A 17,890-nucleotide genomic window follows, 5' to 3' on the forward strand; every position below is an offset into this window, starting at 1 on the left:
CGATTTTTCCTATTTTCTTGTCGAACCTAAACGAGCCCATTCAGCTTTAATTACAAGGAGGAAAGTTATGTATAATCAACCAAATCAAGGATTTTACGGAGATTTCGGGGGACAATTTGTTCCAGAAACATTGATGTATGCCGTTAAAGAATTAGAGGAAGTTTATGAAGCATCGAAGGCAGATGAGGTGTTTCAAGATGAGTTAAATTACTACTTGAAGCAATATGTTGGACGAGAAAATCCTTTGTACCTTGCAGAGCGACTGACAGATTATGCGGGCGGCGCAAAGATTTACCTCAAACGAGAAGACTTGAACCATACTGGCGCTCACAAAATCAATAACACGATCGGACAAATTTTATTAGCGAAAAAAATGGGCAAGAAAAAAGTTGTTGCTGAAACAGGAGCAGGGCAACATGGTGTAGCCACAGCTACAGTGGCTGCTTTGTTTGGAATGGAATGTACGATTTTCATGGGAGCAGTCGATGTAGCTCGCCAATCATTGAATGTCTTTCGGATGGAATTGTTAGGGGCGAAAGTCGAAAGTGTGACTTCTGGGAGTAAAACACTAAAAGATGCAGTTAACGAAGCACTACGTTTTTGGGTTGCCAATGTGGAAGATACACATTACGTGATGGGATCGGTTTTAGGTCCGCATCCGTTTCCTGAAATTGTGCGCGATTACCAAAGTATTATCGGAATTGAAGCGAGACGTCAATTTTTAGAAGTAGAAAATAAACTGCCTGATGCAGTGGTTGCATGTGTTGGCGGAGGAAGTAATGCAATGGGAATTTTCTATCCGTTTATCAATGATGATGTTGCGTTGATTGGTGTTGAGGCAGCTGGCTTGGGATTAGAGACGGACGCACATGCTGCATCGATCAATAAAGGAAAAACAGGTGTCCTTCATGGCGCGATGATGAAGCTGCTTCAAGATGAGGACGGACAGATTTTAGAAGCTTTCTCGATTTCAGCGGGCTTAGATTATCCTGGACTTGGACCAGAACATTGTCATTTAAATAAAATACAAAGAGCAAGCTATGAGTTCGTGACCGATCAAGAAGCGTTGGATGCCTTTAAAATTTTATGCCAAACAGAAGGAATCATACCAGCCTTAGAAAGTGCGCATGCTATTAGCCATGCTATAAAAGCGGCCAAAGAACTTGGGCCAGACAAACAAATCATCGTTTGTCTTTCAGGTCGTGGTGATAAAGATGTTCAGCAAATCAAAGAATTATTTGAACAGGAGGCTAACTAATGAAATCACTAACGAAACAATTAAAGGCAAAACAGCAAGCGAATGAAACGATTTTTGTTCCATATATCATGGCAGGAGCGCAAGGTCTAGATCAATTAGCGGATGAAATCCAATTATTAACGGATGCAGGAGCTAGTGCAATCGAATTAGGGATCCCTTTTTCAGACCCCGTTGCAGATGGTCCAGTAATCCAAGCGGCTGGTCTAAGAGCGTTGGAAAATAAAGTTACATTAAGAAAGATAATCCAACAGTTAAAACAAATCAAAACCCCAACGCCTTTAGTGCTCATGACGTATTTCAATCCGGTTTTTAGCTATGGTTTAGAAACGTTTATTCAAGAGTTAGCTGAAACCAATGTTTTAGGTTTGATTATTCCGGATTTACCTTATGAACATCAAAAATTGTTAACACCATTACTAAAAGAGAGTGATATTTCATTGATTCCGCTGATTGCTCTGACTACACCGAAGGAACGGATCTCAGAATTGGCTGCAGCTGGAGATGGCTTTATATACGCAGTAGCTGTTAATGGTGTAACGGGAGTTGGGCGAAACTATCAAGAGATAGTAGATGAGCATTTAGCTTATATTCAAAAAGTGAGTGATAAGCCAGTTCTAGCAGGATTTGGTGTGTCTACTAAAGAGCATGTTGAGCGTTTCAGAAAAAGCTGTGCTGGTGTAATCGTTGGGAGTAAAATTGTTCAACTCCTTAGTGAAGGAAAGCAGGGAGAAGTTAAAGCTTTTATCCAAGAAGCTATAAAGAACGAAGTTTAAATTTTTTCGATTTTCCCCTTGCCTCTGAGGGAGGATTTCTGTAAAGTAGTATGAAAAGCAGGTGTAATTATGGAAATTCTTATCAATCGAAATTTAGTTTTTGCACAAAATCAATATTTAGAAACGGATCGCTTAAAACTGCGCCCTGTAACGCTAAGTGATGCTAATGATATGTACGAATATGCGTCTGATAAGGAGACGGTTACCCATGTTTTTCCAATCCATCAGTCTTTGAAAGATACACAAGACAGTATTTCTAATTACTTTATGTCAGCACCATTTGGAAAATACGGTGTCGAATTAAAAGAAACGGGCAAACTGATCGGAACGATCGATTTACGTGTGGAAGATCAGCATAATATTGCAGAAATCGGCTACGCCTTGAATCGAAACTATTGGGGCAAAGGATATATGCCGGAAGCAGCAGGTGAAATCTTGCGTTTTGGTTTTGAAGAATTACAATTGATGCGTATTTTTGCTACCCATGATGTTGACAATCCTAAATCAGGTCGAGTAATGGAAAAAATCGGCATGAAAGTAGAAGGTAGAATTCCAAATGCTCGTATGTGGAAAGGAAAAGTCGTGACAGATGCGATGCTTGGCATTACGTTAGAGGAATGGCAGAAAGTACACCGTTAAACTATAGAACAGTTCAGAGGAGAAATAACAACATGTTGATGTTTACTGAAAAAGATTTTGATGTCTTTACAATAGAAGGATTAGACCCAAGAATGGCTGGTATTCGTTCAACGATCCAACCAAAATTTCAAGAGTTAGATGATTATTTTGCTGAACAATTAGGGGAGAAACTAGAAACAGAATTTTTTGTTCATATTGCACAACATCGCCGTAGAACCGTTTATCCACCTGAAAACACTTGGTCGGCATTAAGTCAGAAAAAACGCGGCTATAAAATGGAAGCTCATTTTCAACTAGGGATCTGGCCAGACTATCTTTTTATGTGGTTATCACTGATCGATAATCCTAAAAATGAAAAGGAAATCGCACAAGCTTTTTTAGAGAATCAAGTATTATTTGAGCAATTAGATGATGAGTTTTACCTGTCGATCGATCATACGCAACCCGAGATCGAACGGTTGAATGAAGCGGATTTGGAGAAACACCTTATTCGTTTCCGTGATGTGAAAAAAGGAGAATTTCAAATTGGTCGAATTATTCGAAAGACGGATGATTTGTTGAATGATCCAGAAAAAGCAAGAGAATATATGTTGAAGACGTATGAGGAATTATTGCCGCTGTATCAGTTAGCAATTAAACATCAATAAAAAATCAGGTAGTGACTTTGTATTGAGAGAAGTCTACTACCTGATTTTTTATTGCACACCGATCTTATTCAGTGGGTAATACCGAAAATAAACAACACCCACAATAGCGTCCTCATCTACAAAACCAAAATAACGGCTATCATCCGTTTTCCGCCGATTATCTCCTAATACAAAATATTTCCCATCAGGAACGACAGTAGCAGGACCTGCTGCACTATTGGCTAAAGTAAAATCAGCAGTTAAAGGCATTCCATCTGTCAAAGCATCTTTAAATTCATCTAAATAAGGTTCGTCATATTTTTTGTCATTGATATATAATTGATCATTTTCCATTCGAATAGTATCACCAGGCATTCCGACAACCCGCTTAACAATTCGTTTCCCATCTCTGGGACTAGGAAATGTTGCCACATCAAATCGTTTTGGGCTGACTAAAGAGGTTTGCCACAAACGATCCGACTCATGATACGTCGGCTCCATCGAAATTCCAACGACTTCCACAGGTGTTAAAACAAACGTTCTTAAAAAAAGTGCAAATAGTAAAATCATTGCAAACTGTATTAATGTATAAAACGTGCCATATTTCTTTTTCATAAATAAACTCCTTTTTACGTGTTATTTCTTATAAGTATACCAGAATAAATCGAGTAAATAAGAAGAAAATAAGACGATTTGTGGATTATTTAATCACTAAGAGCATTCTTAAAGCAGATATTTTGTTGTGATTTCTAAATTTTGTTATACTTTTTACAGAACTTATCGTTTGATAAGGAGGAGGATGAACTATGTTTTTGGCTTGGAATGAAATAACCCGCTCGAAGTTACGCTATGCACTGATCATTAGTGTGATGTTTTTGATTTCTTATTTAGTTTTCTTTTTAACAGGCTTAGCGTATGGATTGGCGGAAGATAACCGAACTGCTGTGGATAAATGGCAAGCAGATGGGATTGTATTATCAGATGAATCAAACACGAATATCAACATGTCGATGATACCAATCAAGTCAATTGATGAAGTTGAAGCACAAGAAAAAGCCTCACTGGGGCAAACTGCAGCTGTGATTCAATTGGATCAAAAAAATGCTGAAAAAATCAATGCTAGTTTTTTCGGGATTAACAAAGATGAATTTTTGATGCCAAATATTGTTGAAGGAAAAGCTTTTACGAATGAAAATGAAACAGTTGCGGATAATAGCTTGAAAAAAGAAAATGATATCAAAATTGGGGATACAATAAAGCTAGCTGGCAGTGATAAAAAGCTTAAAGTCGTAGGTTTTACTGAAAATGCTAAGTTTAATGTTGCACCAGTGTTATATGTATCCACAAGTGCTTTTCAACAAATTCGCTTTGAAAAATCAGATACGACAGAAAATGCTCGTGTCAATGCAATCGTTTTTCGTGCTAAAGAGGGCTCGGTTAAAAATGTTCAAATAAAAGATGACGGATTAACTCGTTATGACATTGCAACTTTTATCAATAAACTACCAGGGTACAGTGCCCAAGTGCTGACGTTTGGTTTCATGATCAGCTTTTTGATCGTGATAGCGGCAATTGTTATAGGCATATTTATTTATGTGTTGACCATGCAAAAAACAACCATTTTTGGAATCATGAAAGCGCAAGGTATTTCAGGTTTGTATATTGCAATTTCTGTAATTTTACAAACATTTATCTTAGCTGTCTTGGGGATAACACTAGGATTACTTGGTACTGTGGGAACTTCCTTAGTATTGCCCACAGCAGTTCCGTTTCAATCGAATTGGCTATTTTTCTTATCAATCGGTGGAATAATGTTAATTATTGCAGTATTAGGGGCATTATTCTCAGTTCGAACAATTATTAAAATCGATCCATTAAAGGCCATTGGCTAGAACAGGAGGAGAAAAAGTGAAAGCAATCGAATTTTTATCTGTGGATAAACAATTTTTAGATGGAGATACAACAATTGAAGCATTAAAACCCACAAACTTTTCTGTGGAAAAAGGTCAATTTGTCGCTGTGATTGGTCCGAGTGGGTCAGGCAAGAGTACTTTTTTGACTCTTGCTGGTGGCTTACAAACCCCTACCAATGGTGAAATTAAAATAAATAATCAAGCATTTAGTGAAGAAAATGAAAAAAAACGGTCAACGATCCGTTTTTCCGAAATTGGGTTTATTTTGCAAGCATCGAATCTGGTTCCGTTCTTAACTGTGGAAAAGCAATTACGATTAGTGGATAAAGTAAAAAAAGAAAAGACTGATGTGGATAAAGTCAATCAGTTATTAACAGAGCTAGGAATTGAGAAATTGAAAAAAAAATATCCAGATGAAATTTCTGGAGGAGAGCGTCAGCGTGTAGCTATTGCTCGTGCGTTATATAATGATCCATCCATTATCTTAGCGGATGAACCTACAGCAAGTTTAGATTCGGATCGAGCATTTGAAGTTGTAAAAATTTTAGCAAGAGAAACAAAAGAAAAAAATAAAGCAACGATCATGGTAACGCACGATCAACGCTTGATCGATTTTTGTGACGAAGTCTTTGTGATGAAAGATGGTGTCTTGAAAAAACAAAAATAAATACTAAAAACAAAGATGTGGATAGTGAACAGCATCTTTGTTTTTTTATACAAAAAAACCTTGCCCAACAAAGTGGGCAAGGTCTGCAAATCCGAAAAAGTATGAGAAGCTGTAACGCTTTTCTCCAAATCGAATCTTAAAGTTTTTGGTTGTAGTATTCAACGACAAGAGCTTCGTCGATATCAGGGTATAACTCATCACGTTCTGGTAAACGAGTGAAGCTACCTTCTAATTTTTCAGTGTCAAAGCTTACGAATGCTGGACGTCCAACAGTTGCTTCAACAGCTTCTTTGATTGTTACTACGTTTTGAGATTTTTCACGAACAGAAATCACTTGACCAACTTCAACGTGGTAAGAAGGGATATCTACGCGTTTGCCATCTACAGTAACGTGACCGTGGTTTACTAATTGACGTGCTTGACGACGAGTAGTTGCAAGGCCTAAACGGTAAACGACGTTATCTAAACGTTGTTCTAGTAAGATCATGAAGTTAACACCGTGTTTACCTTCTTTGATCTTGCTTGCTTTAATAAACAAGTTAACGAATTGACGTTCGTTCATACCGTACATATGACGTAATTTTTGTTTTTCAGTTAATTGCATACCGTACTCAGATACTTTACCACGACTGTTTGGTCCGTGTTGTCCTGGTTTGTATGGGCGACGTGCTAGTTCTTTACCAGTTCCTGATAGAGAGATACCTAGACGACGAGAGATTTTCCATGATGGTCCTGTATAACGTGACATTAAAAATTCCTCCAATAAAATAATTTTTTGGAGTAAAATAATCTTCTGAAAAATTCATATTCGTTCAGTTCATTCTTCAACCTTCGCCCTTTGCAGCCGTGGGTTACGCAGTTGAACCTGAAAGCCGAAGCAATCAAGGCAATGAATTGTTGACGAGCCTATTATTTTTCTGCTGCATTATTTTACACAAAGCATAGTATAGCGCAAAATAAGGGATAACTCAAGCTTTTTCTTGGGTTATCCCTTAATAAACTACCAACCGCCAGAAGCGCCCCCGCCACCAGAAGATCCACCACCGAAAGAACCCCAAGATGAGCCTCCTCCACTACCAGATGAATCATTATCTGACCAGTTACTAGAATTATAGTTAGAAGCTAAATAAGCAGTCGTTAAGATATCGCCGTTTCCTGAATAGAGGGTATCACCAATTAAAATCCGACCAAATGCCTTTTGCTGAGCTGCTGGATTTTTTAATAATTTTCCTCTGGTGATCGCCCGACGTAAACTTCTTTTTGATAAAATCAAAAAAGTTCCGCTTAATAGAATATAGTAAAAATCTGTTTGTTTCATTTTTTCCTGCAAGAATTGAGAATCATTTGGATCGATTGATTTAGAGTAAGCAGACATTTGCTCTAGATAGTCATTGTAGGCTTGTTTCAAAGTGCCTTTTGCGCGAATCAATTTAATGATGAAAAATAAACTTAGTGTCATAAGCAACAGTAGCAAACTGAATAAGCCCCAATGGGAAAATTTAGCTGAACGTTGTTGCTCTTTGACTTGATTGATTTTAGAATCCACTAAAGCGGTTTTGGTGTTCATCAATGAAAAAACTTGGTCAACTACTTGATTTACTCCATCCGCATATCGTTCGTCTTTAAATGCGTCGACCACGTCATCATCGTTAATGATGTTGTTTGCTGTTCCATCAGGAATCAAGCCTTCCAATCCGTAGCCGACTTCTAATCGAAACTCCCGATCATCTAATGCAATCAGATATAAGACACCATTGTTTTCTTCTTTATTCCCAATTCCTAATTGGTTAAAGATTTTATTCGCATAGGATTCGATATCTTCACCGTTTGGCAATCGTCTGACGGTTACGACTTCTAGCTGAGCGCCGTTCGTACTGGCAGCTAATTGTTTATTCAGGTCGTAGATTTTTTTCTTCATTGGACCGTCTAACATAGCCGCGTTATCTGAGACAAAAATATTATTTTTATTGATGACTAAGTTACTATTTGTTCCGTCAATAGAAACAGAATAATTGTTTTCTTGTTGAGGATACTCTTTTAAATGATTTAAGTTATCTTGTAAAACAGTATCAAAGGATTTTGTTGCTTCTGCCACTTTTCCAGACTCAATATCTGCACGTTCTTGGTTAAGGGTTTGCAATTGTTGATCGTAAGATGCCATTTTCGCAGGATAATGATTATCCGTTATAAAGAATAGGCTGAAAAAAAAGCCGCAAGATAGAAGGACCCACAATAAAATGACTGTTACAATCTCATTTCTTCTTTTTAACGATCGGTAGTGATTGATAATTTGTTGATTCAATGAGGGGTGATTGTTTTGGCTAGATCTAGACATCAGACTCATCTCCTTTATTCAAAGCTGATATAAAATATCTTTTTGCATGCTCGCCCACTGTAAAATAGCATTTACCTAACAACCAAAATTTTTCTTCTTTCATTTCACATACAACTCCTTTTATCAAACGTTCAAAATACTGATAGTATTATTTTACCATGTGAACCATAAAATGCATCGTACTTCAGGTTGATTTTATCCTTCTTTTAAGGCTATTTCTACAATGCTGGGAGGTGCCAACGATGAGCATTAGCTGAAAATTAACTAAATTGTGATATACTCAAATGAATAAAGCCAAGCCGAATGATTCCTCGAAATGAAGAGGGTTCATTTGTTATGCTGTGAAAAAAAGTGTGACTTTGTGTGAAAAAGCACTAGACAAAACCCTTGCAGGTCTTTAGAATGGTAAAGGATGTTTTTTGAAAATATTAGATGAAAACAAATTGAAAAGGAGAAACACAATGAAACCTGTATCGCCATTATTTGAGCAGATCGACAAATCAATCAGTAAAAAAATGAACTTATTCCAAAGTAGTTTTATGCGTTATGCTTTTCGTGCTATGCTGGCTTGTATGTTTTTAACATTAGGAACAGCCGTTGCATTTGCAATTGCAATGAAAGGTGAAGACATTGTACATGGGTTAGGCAAAATGCTTTATGCGTTTATGTTTAGCTGGTCACTTGTTATGATTCTGTATATGAATGCTGAGTTAGGGACATCAAACATGTTGTACATGACGGTCGGCGTTTATCGTAAAAAAATCAACTTATCATTTGCGGCAAAAATTTTATTTGCATGTATTTTCTTTAATTTAGTCGGTGGTGTTCTTTTTGGATACTTGATTTCTTTGACCGTTCCTTATCAAGATTTAGCGTCAGATAGTTTCTTCTTCACTTCGATCGCTGGAAAATTAAATAAAACGACAACACAAATTTTAGTAGAAGGTATTTTTGCCAATATCGTAGTAAACACGGCGGTCTTAGTAAGTATGCGTATGAAAGATGATGCTGGTAAGGTTGCAGCAATTATTTTTATCATCTTTATCTTTGCTTTCTTAGGTTACGAGCACGTTATCGCTAACTTCCCTGCCTTTAGCTTAGCCTATTTTGCTTCTCACGGAACAATGGCGGCAATGACAGTTAGTAGCGTAGCACACAATCTATTCTTTGCTTTGATCGGTAACTTTATCGGTGGTGGCTTGGTGATTGGTTTGGGTTATGCTTGGCTGAATAATGCAGATACAACTTATGTAGATTAATCAATTTAGAGGCTGAGGCGGAATGACCGTTTCAGCTTTTTTTGCTGTCTATAGTTTATTGAAGTAAGATAGAAGAGAATAAGAGAAGAGGAGCAAGAGAATGAATGAAGTTGTTTTTCCGAAAAATAAAGAAAAAGCTGAACAGATGGCAGCCTACATGAAAAATTTATTTCCTTTTGCAGGGGTTTCCGCACCAGAACGGGCAGTGATTGAGAAAGAGTTGTTAAAAATCAGCAAAAAACTACCGTTTGATGAGCTGTTTGAGTTAGTTGATTTTTACTATCATAAATCCGAGCGAGAATATCAGTATTTGGCGATTGATTTGGCAACAGTTAATGTAAAACGCTTCTCTTTTGAAGAGATGCTAAGCTTCAAACCTTTCGTAATCAATAAAGCTTGGTGGGATAGTGTCGATGCTTGGCGCAAGTTTTTTGGGCTTTGGGGGCACCAGCATCTAGACGAAATGCCTCAGTTATTTGAAGCGTTTTTTGGAGAAGAGGACTTCTGGCATAGACGAATTGCACTCAATTTGCAATTGTTATATAAAGAAAAAACAAACACTGCGTTATTGAAAAAAGCCATTATTTATGATAAAACTACAGATGAGTTCTTTATTCAAAAAGCAATTGGCTGGTCCTTGCGTCAATATAGTAAAACAGATCCAGATTGGGTTCAAACCTTGATCAAGACGACCGAATTAAGCCCATTAGCAGTTAGAGAAGGCAGTAAGTATTTGCCAAAATCATAGAAAGCGAGCGAGTTATTACGCCATGAGAAGAAAACTTTTTGCATTTGATATTGATGGAACATTGCTTGGAACCGACAGACAACCGTTGGAAAGCACACGAGAAGCATTAAAGATGTTAAGACAACAAGGACATCTTGTAACAATTGCAACAGGACGCAGTCGCTTTATGGCACAAGATATTATTTTGGACTTAGATTTTTCTAATTACGTTCTCTGTAACGGAGCAGCAGCATTTTTAGATCATGAACAATACTATCAAAATTTATTGGATGAAAATGAATTGCATCGCTTTGCTTCAGAAGTAGAAAAAAGAGAAATCGGTCTAGCCTATGTTGGTTTGGATGACGTGAAGAAAAATAATCATCATCGCAGAAAGCAAATGGTTGAAGCGATGGGTTCTATTGATTTTGAAGCGCCAGAATATGATTTGAATTTCCAAAAAGAGAATGATGTGTATCAAGCTTTAGCATTCTACGATGAATCGGCCGACGGCATGTTTGACCGTGAGTTCTCAAAATTTCGCTTTATCCGTTGGCATTCTGAAAGTGTGGATATCGTCCCTAATAATGGGTCTAAAGCAGCAACTTTGCTGAATTTAGCGGATCGTGTTGGAATTGCGCGTGAAGATATCATTACATTTGGAGATGGTGAAAACGATCGTGAAATGTTAAGAGAAGCTGGGATCGGTGTGGCGATGGGCAATGCCTTGCCTCATATTCAAAAAGAAGCAAAAATCGTGACAGACACCAATGATAATGATGGTATCTGGAAAGCGTTGAAAGAATTAAAGGCGATTTAAGTCTAAAAAAGTGATCTGCACGAAGCCGTTAAGCTTGTGCAGATCACTTTTTTTATTCGATCACTAAAACGCCGTCTTTCAACGCATATGGGTTTTCTGCATTGATATGATCGTAGAACATTACACCATTTAAATGATCGATCTCATGTTGAACGACGATCGCTTCATAATTTTTTAAACGGATTTTTTGCTTTTCACCCGCAGCATCTACATAAGAGAGTGTGATTTTATTATGACGTACCACATAACCAGGTACTTCACGGTCAACAGACAAGCATCCTTCACCCTCGCCAAGACAAGCATCTTGAACGGAATGACTTAAAATTTTAGGATTATACATCACAGCGCTTAATGTCGGCTCAGGATTTTCCAAATCACCACTTGGCACGTGGACTGCGATGATGCGTTTAGAAATATCTAATTGTGGTGCGGCTAAACCAACACCGCCTCGTAGTCCTAATTCTTCTGCTTTGACAGGATCTTGGCTGTTATGCAAGAACTCCATCATTTCTACGCCTAATTTAATATCTTCATCAGAGAGCGGCACAGCAACTTCTTTTGCTACTTCTCTAAGAGTTGGGTTTCCTTCACGGATAATATCCTCCATGGTGATCATGGGATAATTCCTCCTTTAATTATGTAAAAGTCTGATAAGTTTCAGTAAGAAACGAGATCTTTTCATGAATGTATTTATTCGTCTATACAGTTTATCATAAAACCAGTAGAAATGGGGATAAATTGTTCAAAAAACACGAGAGTGAGTCAGCTTGGTCTTGCATTTTTACGAACTTTCCTGTAAAGTGTACCTGTATGGAAACATACCGTCTTTTACTTGGTTGTGCGAATCACCAACGCATTACTCAGTAAGAAGATGACTATTAAAGAAGAGGTGAAAAACATGGCAATGTCAAAAGAAAAGAAAAACGAAATCATTAGCGAATACGCTCGTCATGAAGGAGATACTGGTTCACCAGAAGTACAGATCGCTGTATTAACTGCTGATATCAACCACTTGAACGAACACGCTCGCGTTCACAAAAAAGATCACCATTCTTACCGTGGACTAATGAAAAAAATTGGACACCGTCGTAACTTGTTAGCTTACTTACGTAAAACTGACATCCAACGTTACCGCGAATTGATCCAACGTTTAGGATTACGTCGTTAATCAAACAATGAAAAGCGAGATTCTTAAATGAACCTCGCTTTTTAGCTTATTTAAAAGCGAAGGTCAAGTATCCTTAAAATACTAAAAAAATAGCATCTTTGGAAAGTTTGAATGAATCTACTAACCAAATAAAAGGACTCAATTCTTTTGAATCTTTTCATTTGTTTAGTAGTAGTCTCACTTTTCCGAAGAATCAAAGGAGAAGAGATATATGTCAGAAAAACAAGTGTTCAAAACAACTTGGGGCGGACGTCCTTTACAAGTTGAAATCGGCCAATTAGCGAAACAAGCAAACGGCGCAGTATTAGTTCGTTATGGAGAGACAGTTGTCTTAAGTGCAGCAGTTGCGTCAAAAGATGCGAGAGATTTTGATTTCTTTCCATTAACAGTCAACTATGAAGAAAAAATGTATGCAGTTGGTAAAATCCCAGGTGGATTTATCAAACGCGAAGGTCGTCCAAGTGAACGTGCTACGTTAACGGCTCGTTTGATCGACCGTCCGATCCGCCCAATGTTTGCGGAAGGTTTCCGTAATGAAGTTCAAATCACAAATACAGTGATGAGTGTTGAACAAGATTGTACACCAGAAATGGCGGCAATGTTCGGCTCGTCTTTAGCATTAGCAATTTCAGATATTCCATTTGATGGACCAATCGCAGGTGTTGATGTTGGTCGTGTGGATGGCGAATACGTGCTAAACCCAACAGTTGAACAATCAGAAAAAACAGATATTGAATTAACCGTTGCTGGAACGAAAAAAGCCATCAACATGGTTGAAAGTGGTGCTAAAGAAGTATCTGAAGAGGATATGCTTGGTGCGTTGCTATTCGGTTTTGATGCAATCAAAGAATTAGTGGCGTTCCAAGAAGAAATCGTTGCCGCTGTTGGTAAAGAAAAAATGGAAATCAAATTATTACAAGTCGATGCTGATTTGAAAAAAGAAATCTTCGATGCATACTACGCTTCAATGAAAGAAGCCGTTATGACAGAAGAAAAATTAGCGCGTGAAGTCAATATTGATGCAATCAAAGACCAAGTAAAAGAAGCATATGCTGAAAAATTTGCTGGTCATGAAGAGGAAGCACAATTAGCGAAAGAAGTAAAACAAATCGCTGAAGACTTAGAAAAAGACGTAGTTCGTGAACTAATTACGATCGATAAAATCCGCCCTGATGGCCGTAAATTGGATGAGATTCGTCCATTAGCTTCAGAAGTTGGTATTTTACCGCGTGTTCATGGTTCAGGATTATTTACTCGTGGACAAACGCAAGCTTTATCTGTAGTAACGTTGGCACCGCTGGGTGAACACCAAATCATTGATGGTTTAGGCGTAGAAGACAGCAAACGTTTCATCCACCATTATAACTTCCCGCAATTCTCTGTTGGTTCAACAGGACGTGCAGGATCTCCAGGTCGTCGTGAAATCGGTCATGGTGCTTTAGGTGAACGTGCGATGGCACAAGTTATTCCAAGTGAAGCTGATTTCCCTTACATGATCCGTGTGGTATCAGAAGTTTTAGAATCAAATGGTTCTTCTTCACAAGCAAGTATTTGTGCGGGTATCTTAGCCTTGATGGATGCTGGTGTGCCAATCAAATCACCAGTTGCCGGAATCGCGATGGGACTTGTCAGCGATGGCGAAAACTATACGATTTTAACAGATATCCAAGGATTAGAAGATCACTTAGGCGACATGGACTTTAAAGTTGCTGGTACAAAAGACGGAATCACAGCGTTACAAATGGATATCAAAATCCAAGGAATTACAGAACAAATCTTAACAGAAGCATTAACTCAAGCGAAAAAAGCGCGTATGGAAATTCTTGCAGAATTAACCTCAACATTAGCTGAACCTCGTCCAGAGTTAAGCAAATATGCACCTAAGATCGAAATGATCCAAATCGCTCCAGCTAAAATCAAAGATGTTATTGGTAAAGGCGGAGAAACGATCAATGGAATCATTGATGAAACGGGTGTTAAAATCGATATCGATCAAGAAGGTAATGTAAGTATTGCTTCAGCAGATGCAGATATGATCAAAAAAGCCATCAAGATCATCGAAGAATTAACCAAAGAAGTGGAAGTTGGACAAGTTTACCTTGGTAAAGTTGTTCGTATCGAAAAATTCGGTGCTTTCGTTAACTTGATCAAAGGTAAAGACGGACTTGTTCATATTTCTCAATTAGCAAATGAACGTGTAAACAACGTTGAAGATGTTGTGAAACTTGGCGATGAAGTGCTTGTAAAAGTTACTGAAATCGACAAACAAGGTCGTGTAAATGTTTCACGTAAAGCTTTATTGACGGAAGAAAACAAAGAAAAATAATGATAGCGTAAATAAGGCAGAGCAAGGTGTTTCACCTACTCTGCTTTTTTTGTTCTGAGTAGAAAATCAGTTAGGGGAAGTTTCTTTTGTAGAAATAGCTGCCGTTTGATTCCAACTGACCTCGTGGATTTGTTTTTCAGCAGTGGTCAGTAAAAGCTCGAACTCTTTGTTAAAGGTCTGAAAGAGCTTTGAACAGGCATAATATTGTTTGACGACTTGCTTTTTGTTGATGGGTGTAGTTGGATTCTTAAAATAGTTTTCCAATGTTGTTAATGGTTCTTGCCAAGAAGCTAATCGCTCTAATGTGTCACGAAGATCGATGATTTCTTGATAAGGAACAGCTTTGATACAATGTGCGGAATTTTTCATAAGTTATTTCTCCTTTTTTCTAGTATTTTGTCTGTTGATCGTTAAATGAGAAAAAGAAAAAACGATAGAGATTGCCGTCTCTATCGTGGCTCTGGTCACAAGTCTGTAGCAGGACTCTTTCTCCTATTTAGAAAAATTTCAAAAACTGTCTAGAAATTCTTACAAAAATTAGGTACAATAAAGAAGCTAGTGCTACGGTACTAGTAATCAGGCAACTTGGATAGATAGGTTGTGCTGTCTATTCAGGGCTTCATTCACAGGTTGGTGCCAGTGGATGAAGTGCCTATTTTTTTTATTCGTTTTCTCAAATTCTATAGGATAACAATAAAAAAGACGACTACAGTATCTACCTGTAATCGTCTACAATAGGCAAGACAAAGAAACATTATTTTTCCTTTTTCCGTTCTTGAATGTGAAGGTTAGTAGACTTCTGGTATACGAAAAAATCTAAAAATAAGAGAGCGTCTTACACTATTGGCAAACTAATTAAACAGGTTGTGATGCTTAATCAATACTTTACTGGTTCGGTTGGTAGCCGTACCAGAAAGTGCCAATTTATTATTTATTTTGATGTTAATTATTTCTATCCTATACCATTTATTATACCTAAAGAAACGTTCGTTCGCAATGAGAATTCTTACATACCTCGATTAAATAACATCAAAAACAACTCTCTTATATATAAGAAAAAATAACAGAAAAAAATTTGAAAAAGCACTTGTTTTTTTCATATCTAAAAGAGAGTAATACTATCCAAATGATATATTTATTCTGAAATTTATAGAAAACAACTAGCCTATTTGTTATGATTATATTATCAAACAAATGTAGTGAGGTGTTTTATGGGAAAAGGTTCTGGAGAAGTCAGTAGTAATAAACAGGTTGCGTACCAGTATGCGACTGATATTTTTTTATCTATGGATTTACTGAAAGATGCAAGTGCGGTTCAAGAAGATCATCAAACAACCGTTGCTGGTAATAAAAATGCAAAAGAAGCCATTCAGCTGGCGAAAAACGCGGCTGCAGATATCGCCGATGCAGTAGGGCTAGCATCCAACAATTTGAAGAGTGTAGCGAATGAATTTGAAGCGGCAGATGCAGCGATTCGGAAAATAATGCAGTCGTCAATGATTGCTGGTGCCGATAAAAATCGAGGTTCAAAACCAACATTACCATTTACCGATGGCCCTTTCGGAGGGAAGTAAATGATTGAAATAGAATTAGAAATGACCACTAGAAATATGCGTCAATTAGAAGAAAGCCAACAAGAAAATGAAAATCAACAACGCGGTATGGAGCAAGCGATGGAACTATATCATGAGCATTTTCAACGTTCCGATGCCCTTTACAGTGGAATCAACGCCACCTTTTACCGCAACAATTTTGCTCCAGTGTTCCAACAAATTCAGGATGAAATTTATCATGAACGGCGCCAATTATTCGATCAGTTAGAAGAAAAGTTGGAAGAGTTGAAGCGAGAAAACCAAGCGTTGGATGATCAGCTGTCAGAAGAACAATATAGACGGCAGCAATTATTAAATAAAGTGGACGAGGAGGCAATCAACAATGAGCAGTATTGATATGTACCTCTCGTCAGCTAATTCCCAAGCGACAGGTGTCAGTGCGTTAAGTAACAAGCATCATAATGGTTATAATCAGCTAGAAAAAGCTCTACAACAATTCGTTGGAGATTCAGTCTTGAAAAGTGATTCCTACGATTCAGCGAAAGCTTTTTACTCAGCCGTCTTGATTCCCTTAGCTCAAGGTGGGATACTATTAACAGATGCAGTGGAAGAGGCATGTAAAAAATTTCCAGAACAATATACAACAGACGTTGATAGCGGTGACCTAAAATCTGAGGAATTGGAAAAGGAAATCGAAGAGCTAGAAAATAATATTACTCGGGTTCAAAACTTACAGCGGGAATTACGCCATTTTCCAGTCCCTAGCCCAGTCAAACAACTATTGATGCATCAAAATCAGCAATCTTTGACTCGAGATCTAGAAGCCAAACAGGAATTAGAGAAGAAGCTCCAAAAATTACAAGCTTTTCACGCCAGTTCACCTACGATTTTTTCAGAGATCAGCGGTTTAAAAGCAACAATCGACCAAGGAATAGCCCAAGCGAATCAATCGTGGAATGCGAGTACAGGACAATTTACGATTCCAAGTGGAAAAAATATGGATTGGGCAAATACAATCAAAAACAGTTGGGCAACCCGAGACAAACGATTGATGGAAAAACAGCTAAAAGAGTATCAAATCTATGCGATGATTTATAAAGATAAAGATGGTAAACCTAAGATCATTTGGAAAGTGACAAAAGATGGAGCAGGCGTTAAAAATCCAAAAATCTACCAGTATTTAAATGCGAATGGCAAAGAAATACCATCGGACTTGTTTGAATTTATTTCTCAACAGGATTGGGATGATAGGGTAAAAGCAGCCTTTCGAAATGGGAAGGATTTACAGATAGGGAACAAGTACAATCCAGTTTTGGGAGCGTTAGTGGCATCCGGTCAATATCTTGAAGATGGTTATAAATTTATGACGGAAGACGAGCTGGGGCAAGCGTTACAGATGTTAGGGTTTAACTTTGCATCTTATCGATTGGCGACGAATAAAGGTACGAAGACGGTTGAGAATAAAAAAGCTGGTGGGGCTAATGTACCTCAAAATTATTTGGATGAAGCATTAAAACAACAAGGGTTAGATACAGTACCCAAAAATCTAAAACAAAAATGGTCACAGGATGGCTACAATTATGAAGTAAGGGTTCATCCTGGAAATAGTGCACATACTGATGCAGAATCAATATACAGAGTTTCAAGAAAAGCAACACCTGTTGCTGGTAAGCAAGGGAGCGGAATGGAATATATGGATGTTGATGGAAATTGGTGGCATGAGAGTAAGTTAAAAGCATTTCATAAAGGTGGACAATCTAATCCCAATTTCAACCATAAAGCTGCTAAAGATACTCACATACCCGTTGGTAAATAGACAATAAGGA

At 37.7% G+C, this 17,890-nt stretch carries 19 protein-coding genes; 14 read left to right on the forward strand and 5 right to left on the reverse strand.

Translation table 11 applies throughout. From position 1 onward, the window contains the following. The first annotated feature begins 67 nt into the window (after positions 1-67). From trpB to A5821_RS13080, 4 genes are all read left to right on the forward strand, one after another. Positions 68-1,258 carry a tryptophan synthase subunit beta gene (gene trpB / locus A5821_RS13065; protein ID WP_086315189.1) on the forward strand — a complete coding sequence of 397 codons (1,191 nt, stop codon included), beginning with the start codon at positions 68-70 and terminating at the stop codon, positions 1,256-1,258. Beyond that, a complete protein-coding gene (gene trpA / locus A5821_RS13070; RefSeq protein ID WP_086315190.1) occupies positions 1,258-2,031 on the forward strand; it encodes a tryptophan synthase subunit alpha in 774 nt (257 codons plus the stop codon). The genes trpB and trpA overlap by 1 nt, the downstream gene beginning before the upstream one ends. A 69-nt stretch (positions 2,032-2,100) precedes the next feature. Beyond that, the gene (locus tag A5821_RS13075; protein WP_086315191.1) at positions 2,101-2,670 is read left to right on the forward strand and encodes a GNAT family N-acetyltransferase; all 570 of its coding nucleotides are present in this window, start codon (positions 2,101-2,103) and stop codon (positions 2,668-2,670) included. 32 nt (positions 2,671-2,702) lie between these two features. Beyond that, the gene (locus A5821_RS13080; protein WP_086315192.1) at positions 2,703-3,317 is read left to right on the forward strand and encodes a DUF1054 domain-containing protein; all 615 of its coding nucleotides are present in this window, start codon (positions 2,703-2,705) and stop codon (positions 3,315-3,317) included. A 48-nt stretch (positions 3,318-3,365) separates the two neighbouring features. On the opposite strand, the gene lepB is transcribed toward A5821_RS13080, so the two are convergent. Next, entirely contained in the window at positions 3,366-3,911 is a 546-nt protein-coding gene (gene lepB / locus A5821_RS13085) for a signal peptidase I (RefSeq protein ID WP_086315193.1), read from the reverse strand. A 191-nt stretch (positions 3,912-4,102) separates the two neighbouring features. On the opposite strand from lepB, the gene A5821_RS13090 reads away from it, so the two are divergent. Both A5821_RS13090 and A5821_RS13095 read left to right on the forward strand, forming a co-directional pair. Beyond that, complete coding sequence (locus A5821_RS13090; RefSeq protein ID WP_086315194.1) at positions 4,103-5,188, forward strand: ABC transporter permease; 1,086 nt, start codon at positions 4,103-4,105, stop codon at positions 5,186-5,188. 16 nt (positions 5,189-5,204) lie between these two features. Next, complete coding sequence (locus tag A5821_RS13095; protein WP_086315195.1) at positions 5,205-5,876, forward strand: ABC transporter ATP-binding protein; 672 nt, start codon at positions 5,205-5,207, stop codon at positions 5,874-5,876. A gap of 136 nt (positions 5,877-6,012) precedes the next feature. Here A5821_RS13095 and rpsD read toward each other — a convergent pair whose 3' ends face one another. Together rpsD and A5821_RS13105 are read right to left on the reverse strand one after the other, a co-directional pair. Continuing rightward, entirely contained in the window at positions 6,013-6,624 is a 612-nt protein-coding gene (gene rpsD / locus A5821_RS13100) for a 30S ribosomal protein S4 (protein WP_025870165.1), read from the reverse strand. A 252-nt stretch (positions 6,625-6,876) separates the two neighbouring features. Further along, complete coding sequence (locus A5821_RS13105; protein WP_086315196.1) at positions 6,877-8,211, reverse strand: TPM domain-containing protein; 1,335 nt, start codon at positions 8,209-8,211, stop codon at positions 6,877-6,879. A gap of 461 nt (positions 8,212-8,672) precedes the next feature. On the opposite strand from A5821_RS13105, the gene A5821_RS13110 reads away from it, so the two are divergent. From A5821_RS13110 to A5821_RS13120, 3 genes are all read left to right on the forward strand, one after another. Next, positions 8,673-9,470 (forward strand): formate/nitrite transporter family protein, encoded by a 798-nt coding sequence (locus A5821_RS13110; protein WP_086315197.1) that lies wholly within the window; start codon positions 8,673-8,675, stop codon positions 9,468-9,470. 100 nt (positions 9,471-9,570) lie between these two features. Next, positions 9,571-10,218 (forward strand): DNA alkylation repair protein, encoded by a 648-nt coding sequence (locus tag A5821_RS13115; RefSeq protein ID WP_086315198.1) that lies wholly within the window; start codon positions 9,571-9,573, stop codon positions 10,216-10,218. A gap of 22 nt (positions 10,219-10,240) precedes the next feature. After that, complete coding sequence (locus tag A5821_RS13120) at positions 10,241-11,017, forward strand: Cof-type HAD-IIB family hydrolase (protein WP_086315199.1); 777 nt, start codon at positions 10,241-10,243, stop codon at positions 11,015-11,017. A gap of 52 nt (positions 11,018-11,069) precedes the next feature. Here the strand turns inward: A5821_RS13120 and def are convergent, their stop codons facing one another. Next, a complete protein-coding gene (gene def, locus A5821_RS13125) occupies positions 11,070-11,633 on the reverse strand; it encodes a peptide deformylase (RefSeq protein ID WP_086315200.1) in 564 nt (187 codons plus the stop codon). A gap of 282 nt (positions 11,634-11,915) precedes the next feature. Between def and rpsO the strand changes: the two genes are divergently transcribed. Both rpsO and pnp read left to right on the forward strand, forming a co-directional pair. Next, on the forward strand, positions 11,916-12,185 hold the full coding sequence (rpsO, locus tag A5821_RS13130; RefSeq protein WP_010761818.1) for a 30S ribosomal protein S15: 270 nt from the start codon (positions 11,916-11,918) through the stop codon (positions 12,183-12,185). Between the two features lie 211 nt (positions 12,186-12,396). Further along, positions 12,397-14,511 carry a polyribonucleotide nucleotidyltransferase gene (pnp, locus tag A5821_RS13135; protein WP_086315201.1) on the forward strand — a complete coding sequence of 705 codons (2,115 nt, stop codon included), beginning with the start codon at positions 12,397-12,399 and terminating at the stop codon, positions 14,509-14,511. 66 nt (positions 14,512-14,577) lie between these two features. Here the strand turns inward: pnp and A5821_RS13140 are convergent, their stop codons facing one another. After that, complete coding sequence (locus tag A5821_RS13140) at positions 14,578-14,880, reverse strand: hypothetical protein (RefSeq protein ID WP_086315202.1); 303 nt, start codon at positions 14,878-14,880, stop codon at positions 14,578-14,580. Positions 14,881-15,722: 842 nt separating this feature from the next. On the opposite strand from A5821_RS13140, the gene A5821_RS13145 reads away from it, so the two are divergent. Genes A5821_RS13145 through A5821_RS13155 form a run of 3 tightly spaced genes read left to right on the forward strand, consistent with a single transcriptional unit; the run spans position 15,723 to position 17,880 of the window. After that, positions 15,723-16,085 (forward strand): TIGR04197 family type VII secretion effector, encoded by a 363-nt coding sequence (locus A5821_RS13145; RefSeq protein WP_086315205.1) that lies wholly within the window; start codon positions 15,723-15,725, stop codon positions 16,083-16,085. After that, positions 16,086-16,460 (forward strand): DUF3958 family protein, encoded by a 375-nt coding sequence (locus A5821_RS13150; RefSeq protein WP_086315206.1) that lies wholly within the window; start codon positions 16,086-16,088, stop codon positions 16,458-16,460. Continuing rightward, positions 16,447-17,880: a hypothetical protein gene (locus tag A5821_RS13155; protein ID WP_339098744.1), complete on the forward strand. Its 1,434-nt coding sequence runs from the start codon at positions 16,447-16,449 to the stop codon at positions 17,878-17,880. The genes A5821_RS13150 and A5821_RS13155 overlap by 14 nt, the downstream gene beginning before the upstream one ends. Positions 17,881-17,890: the final 10 nt, after the last annotated feature.

Source organism: Enterococcus sp. 7F3_DIV0205, from assembly GCF_002141365.2.
GTDB classification, from domain to species: domain Bacteria; phylum Bacillota; class Bacilli; order Lactobacillales; family Enterococcaceae; genus Enterococcus_L; species Enterococcus_L palustris.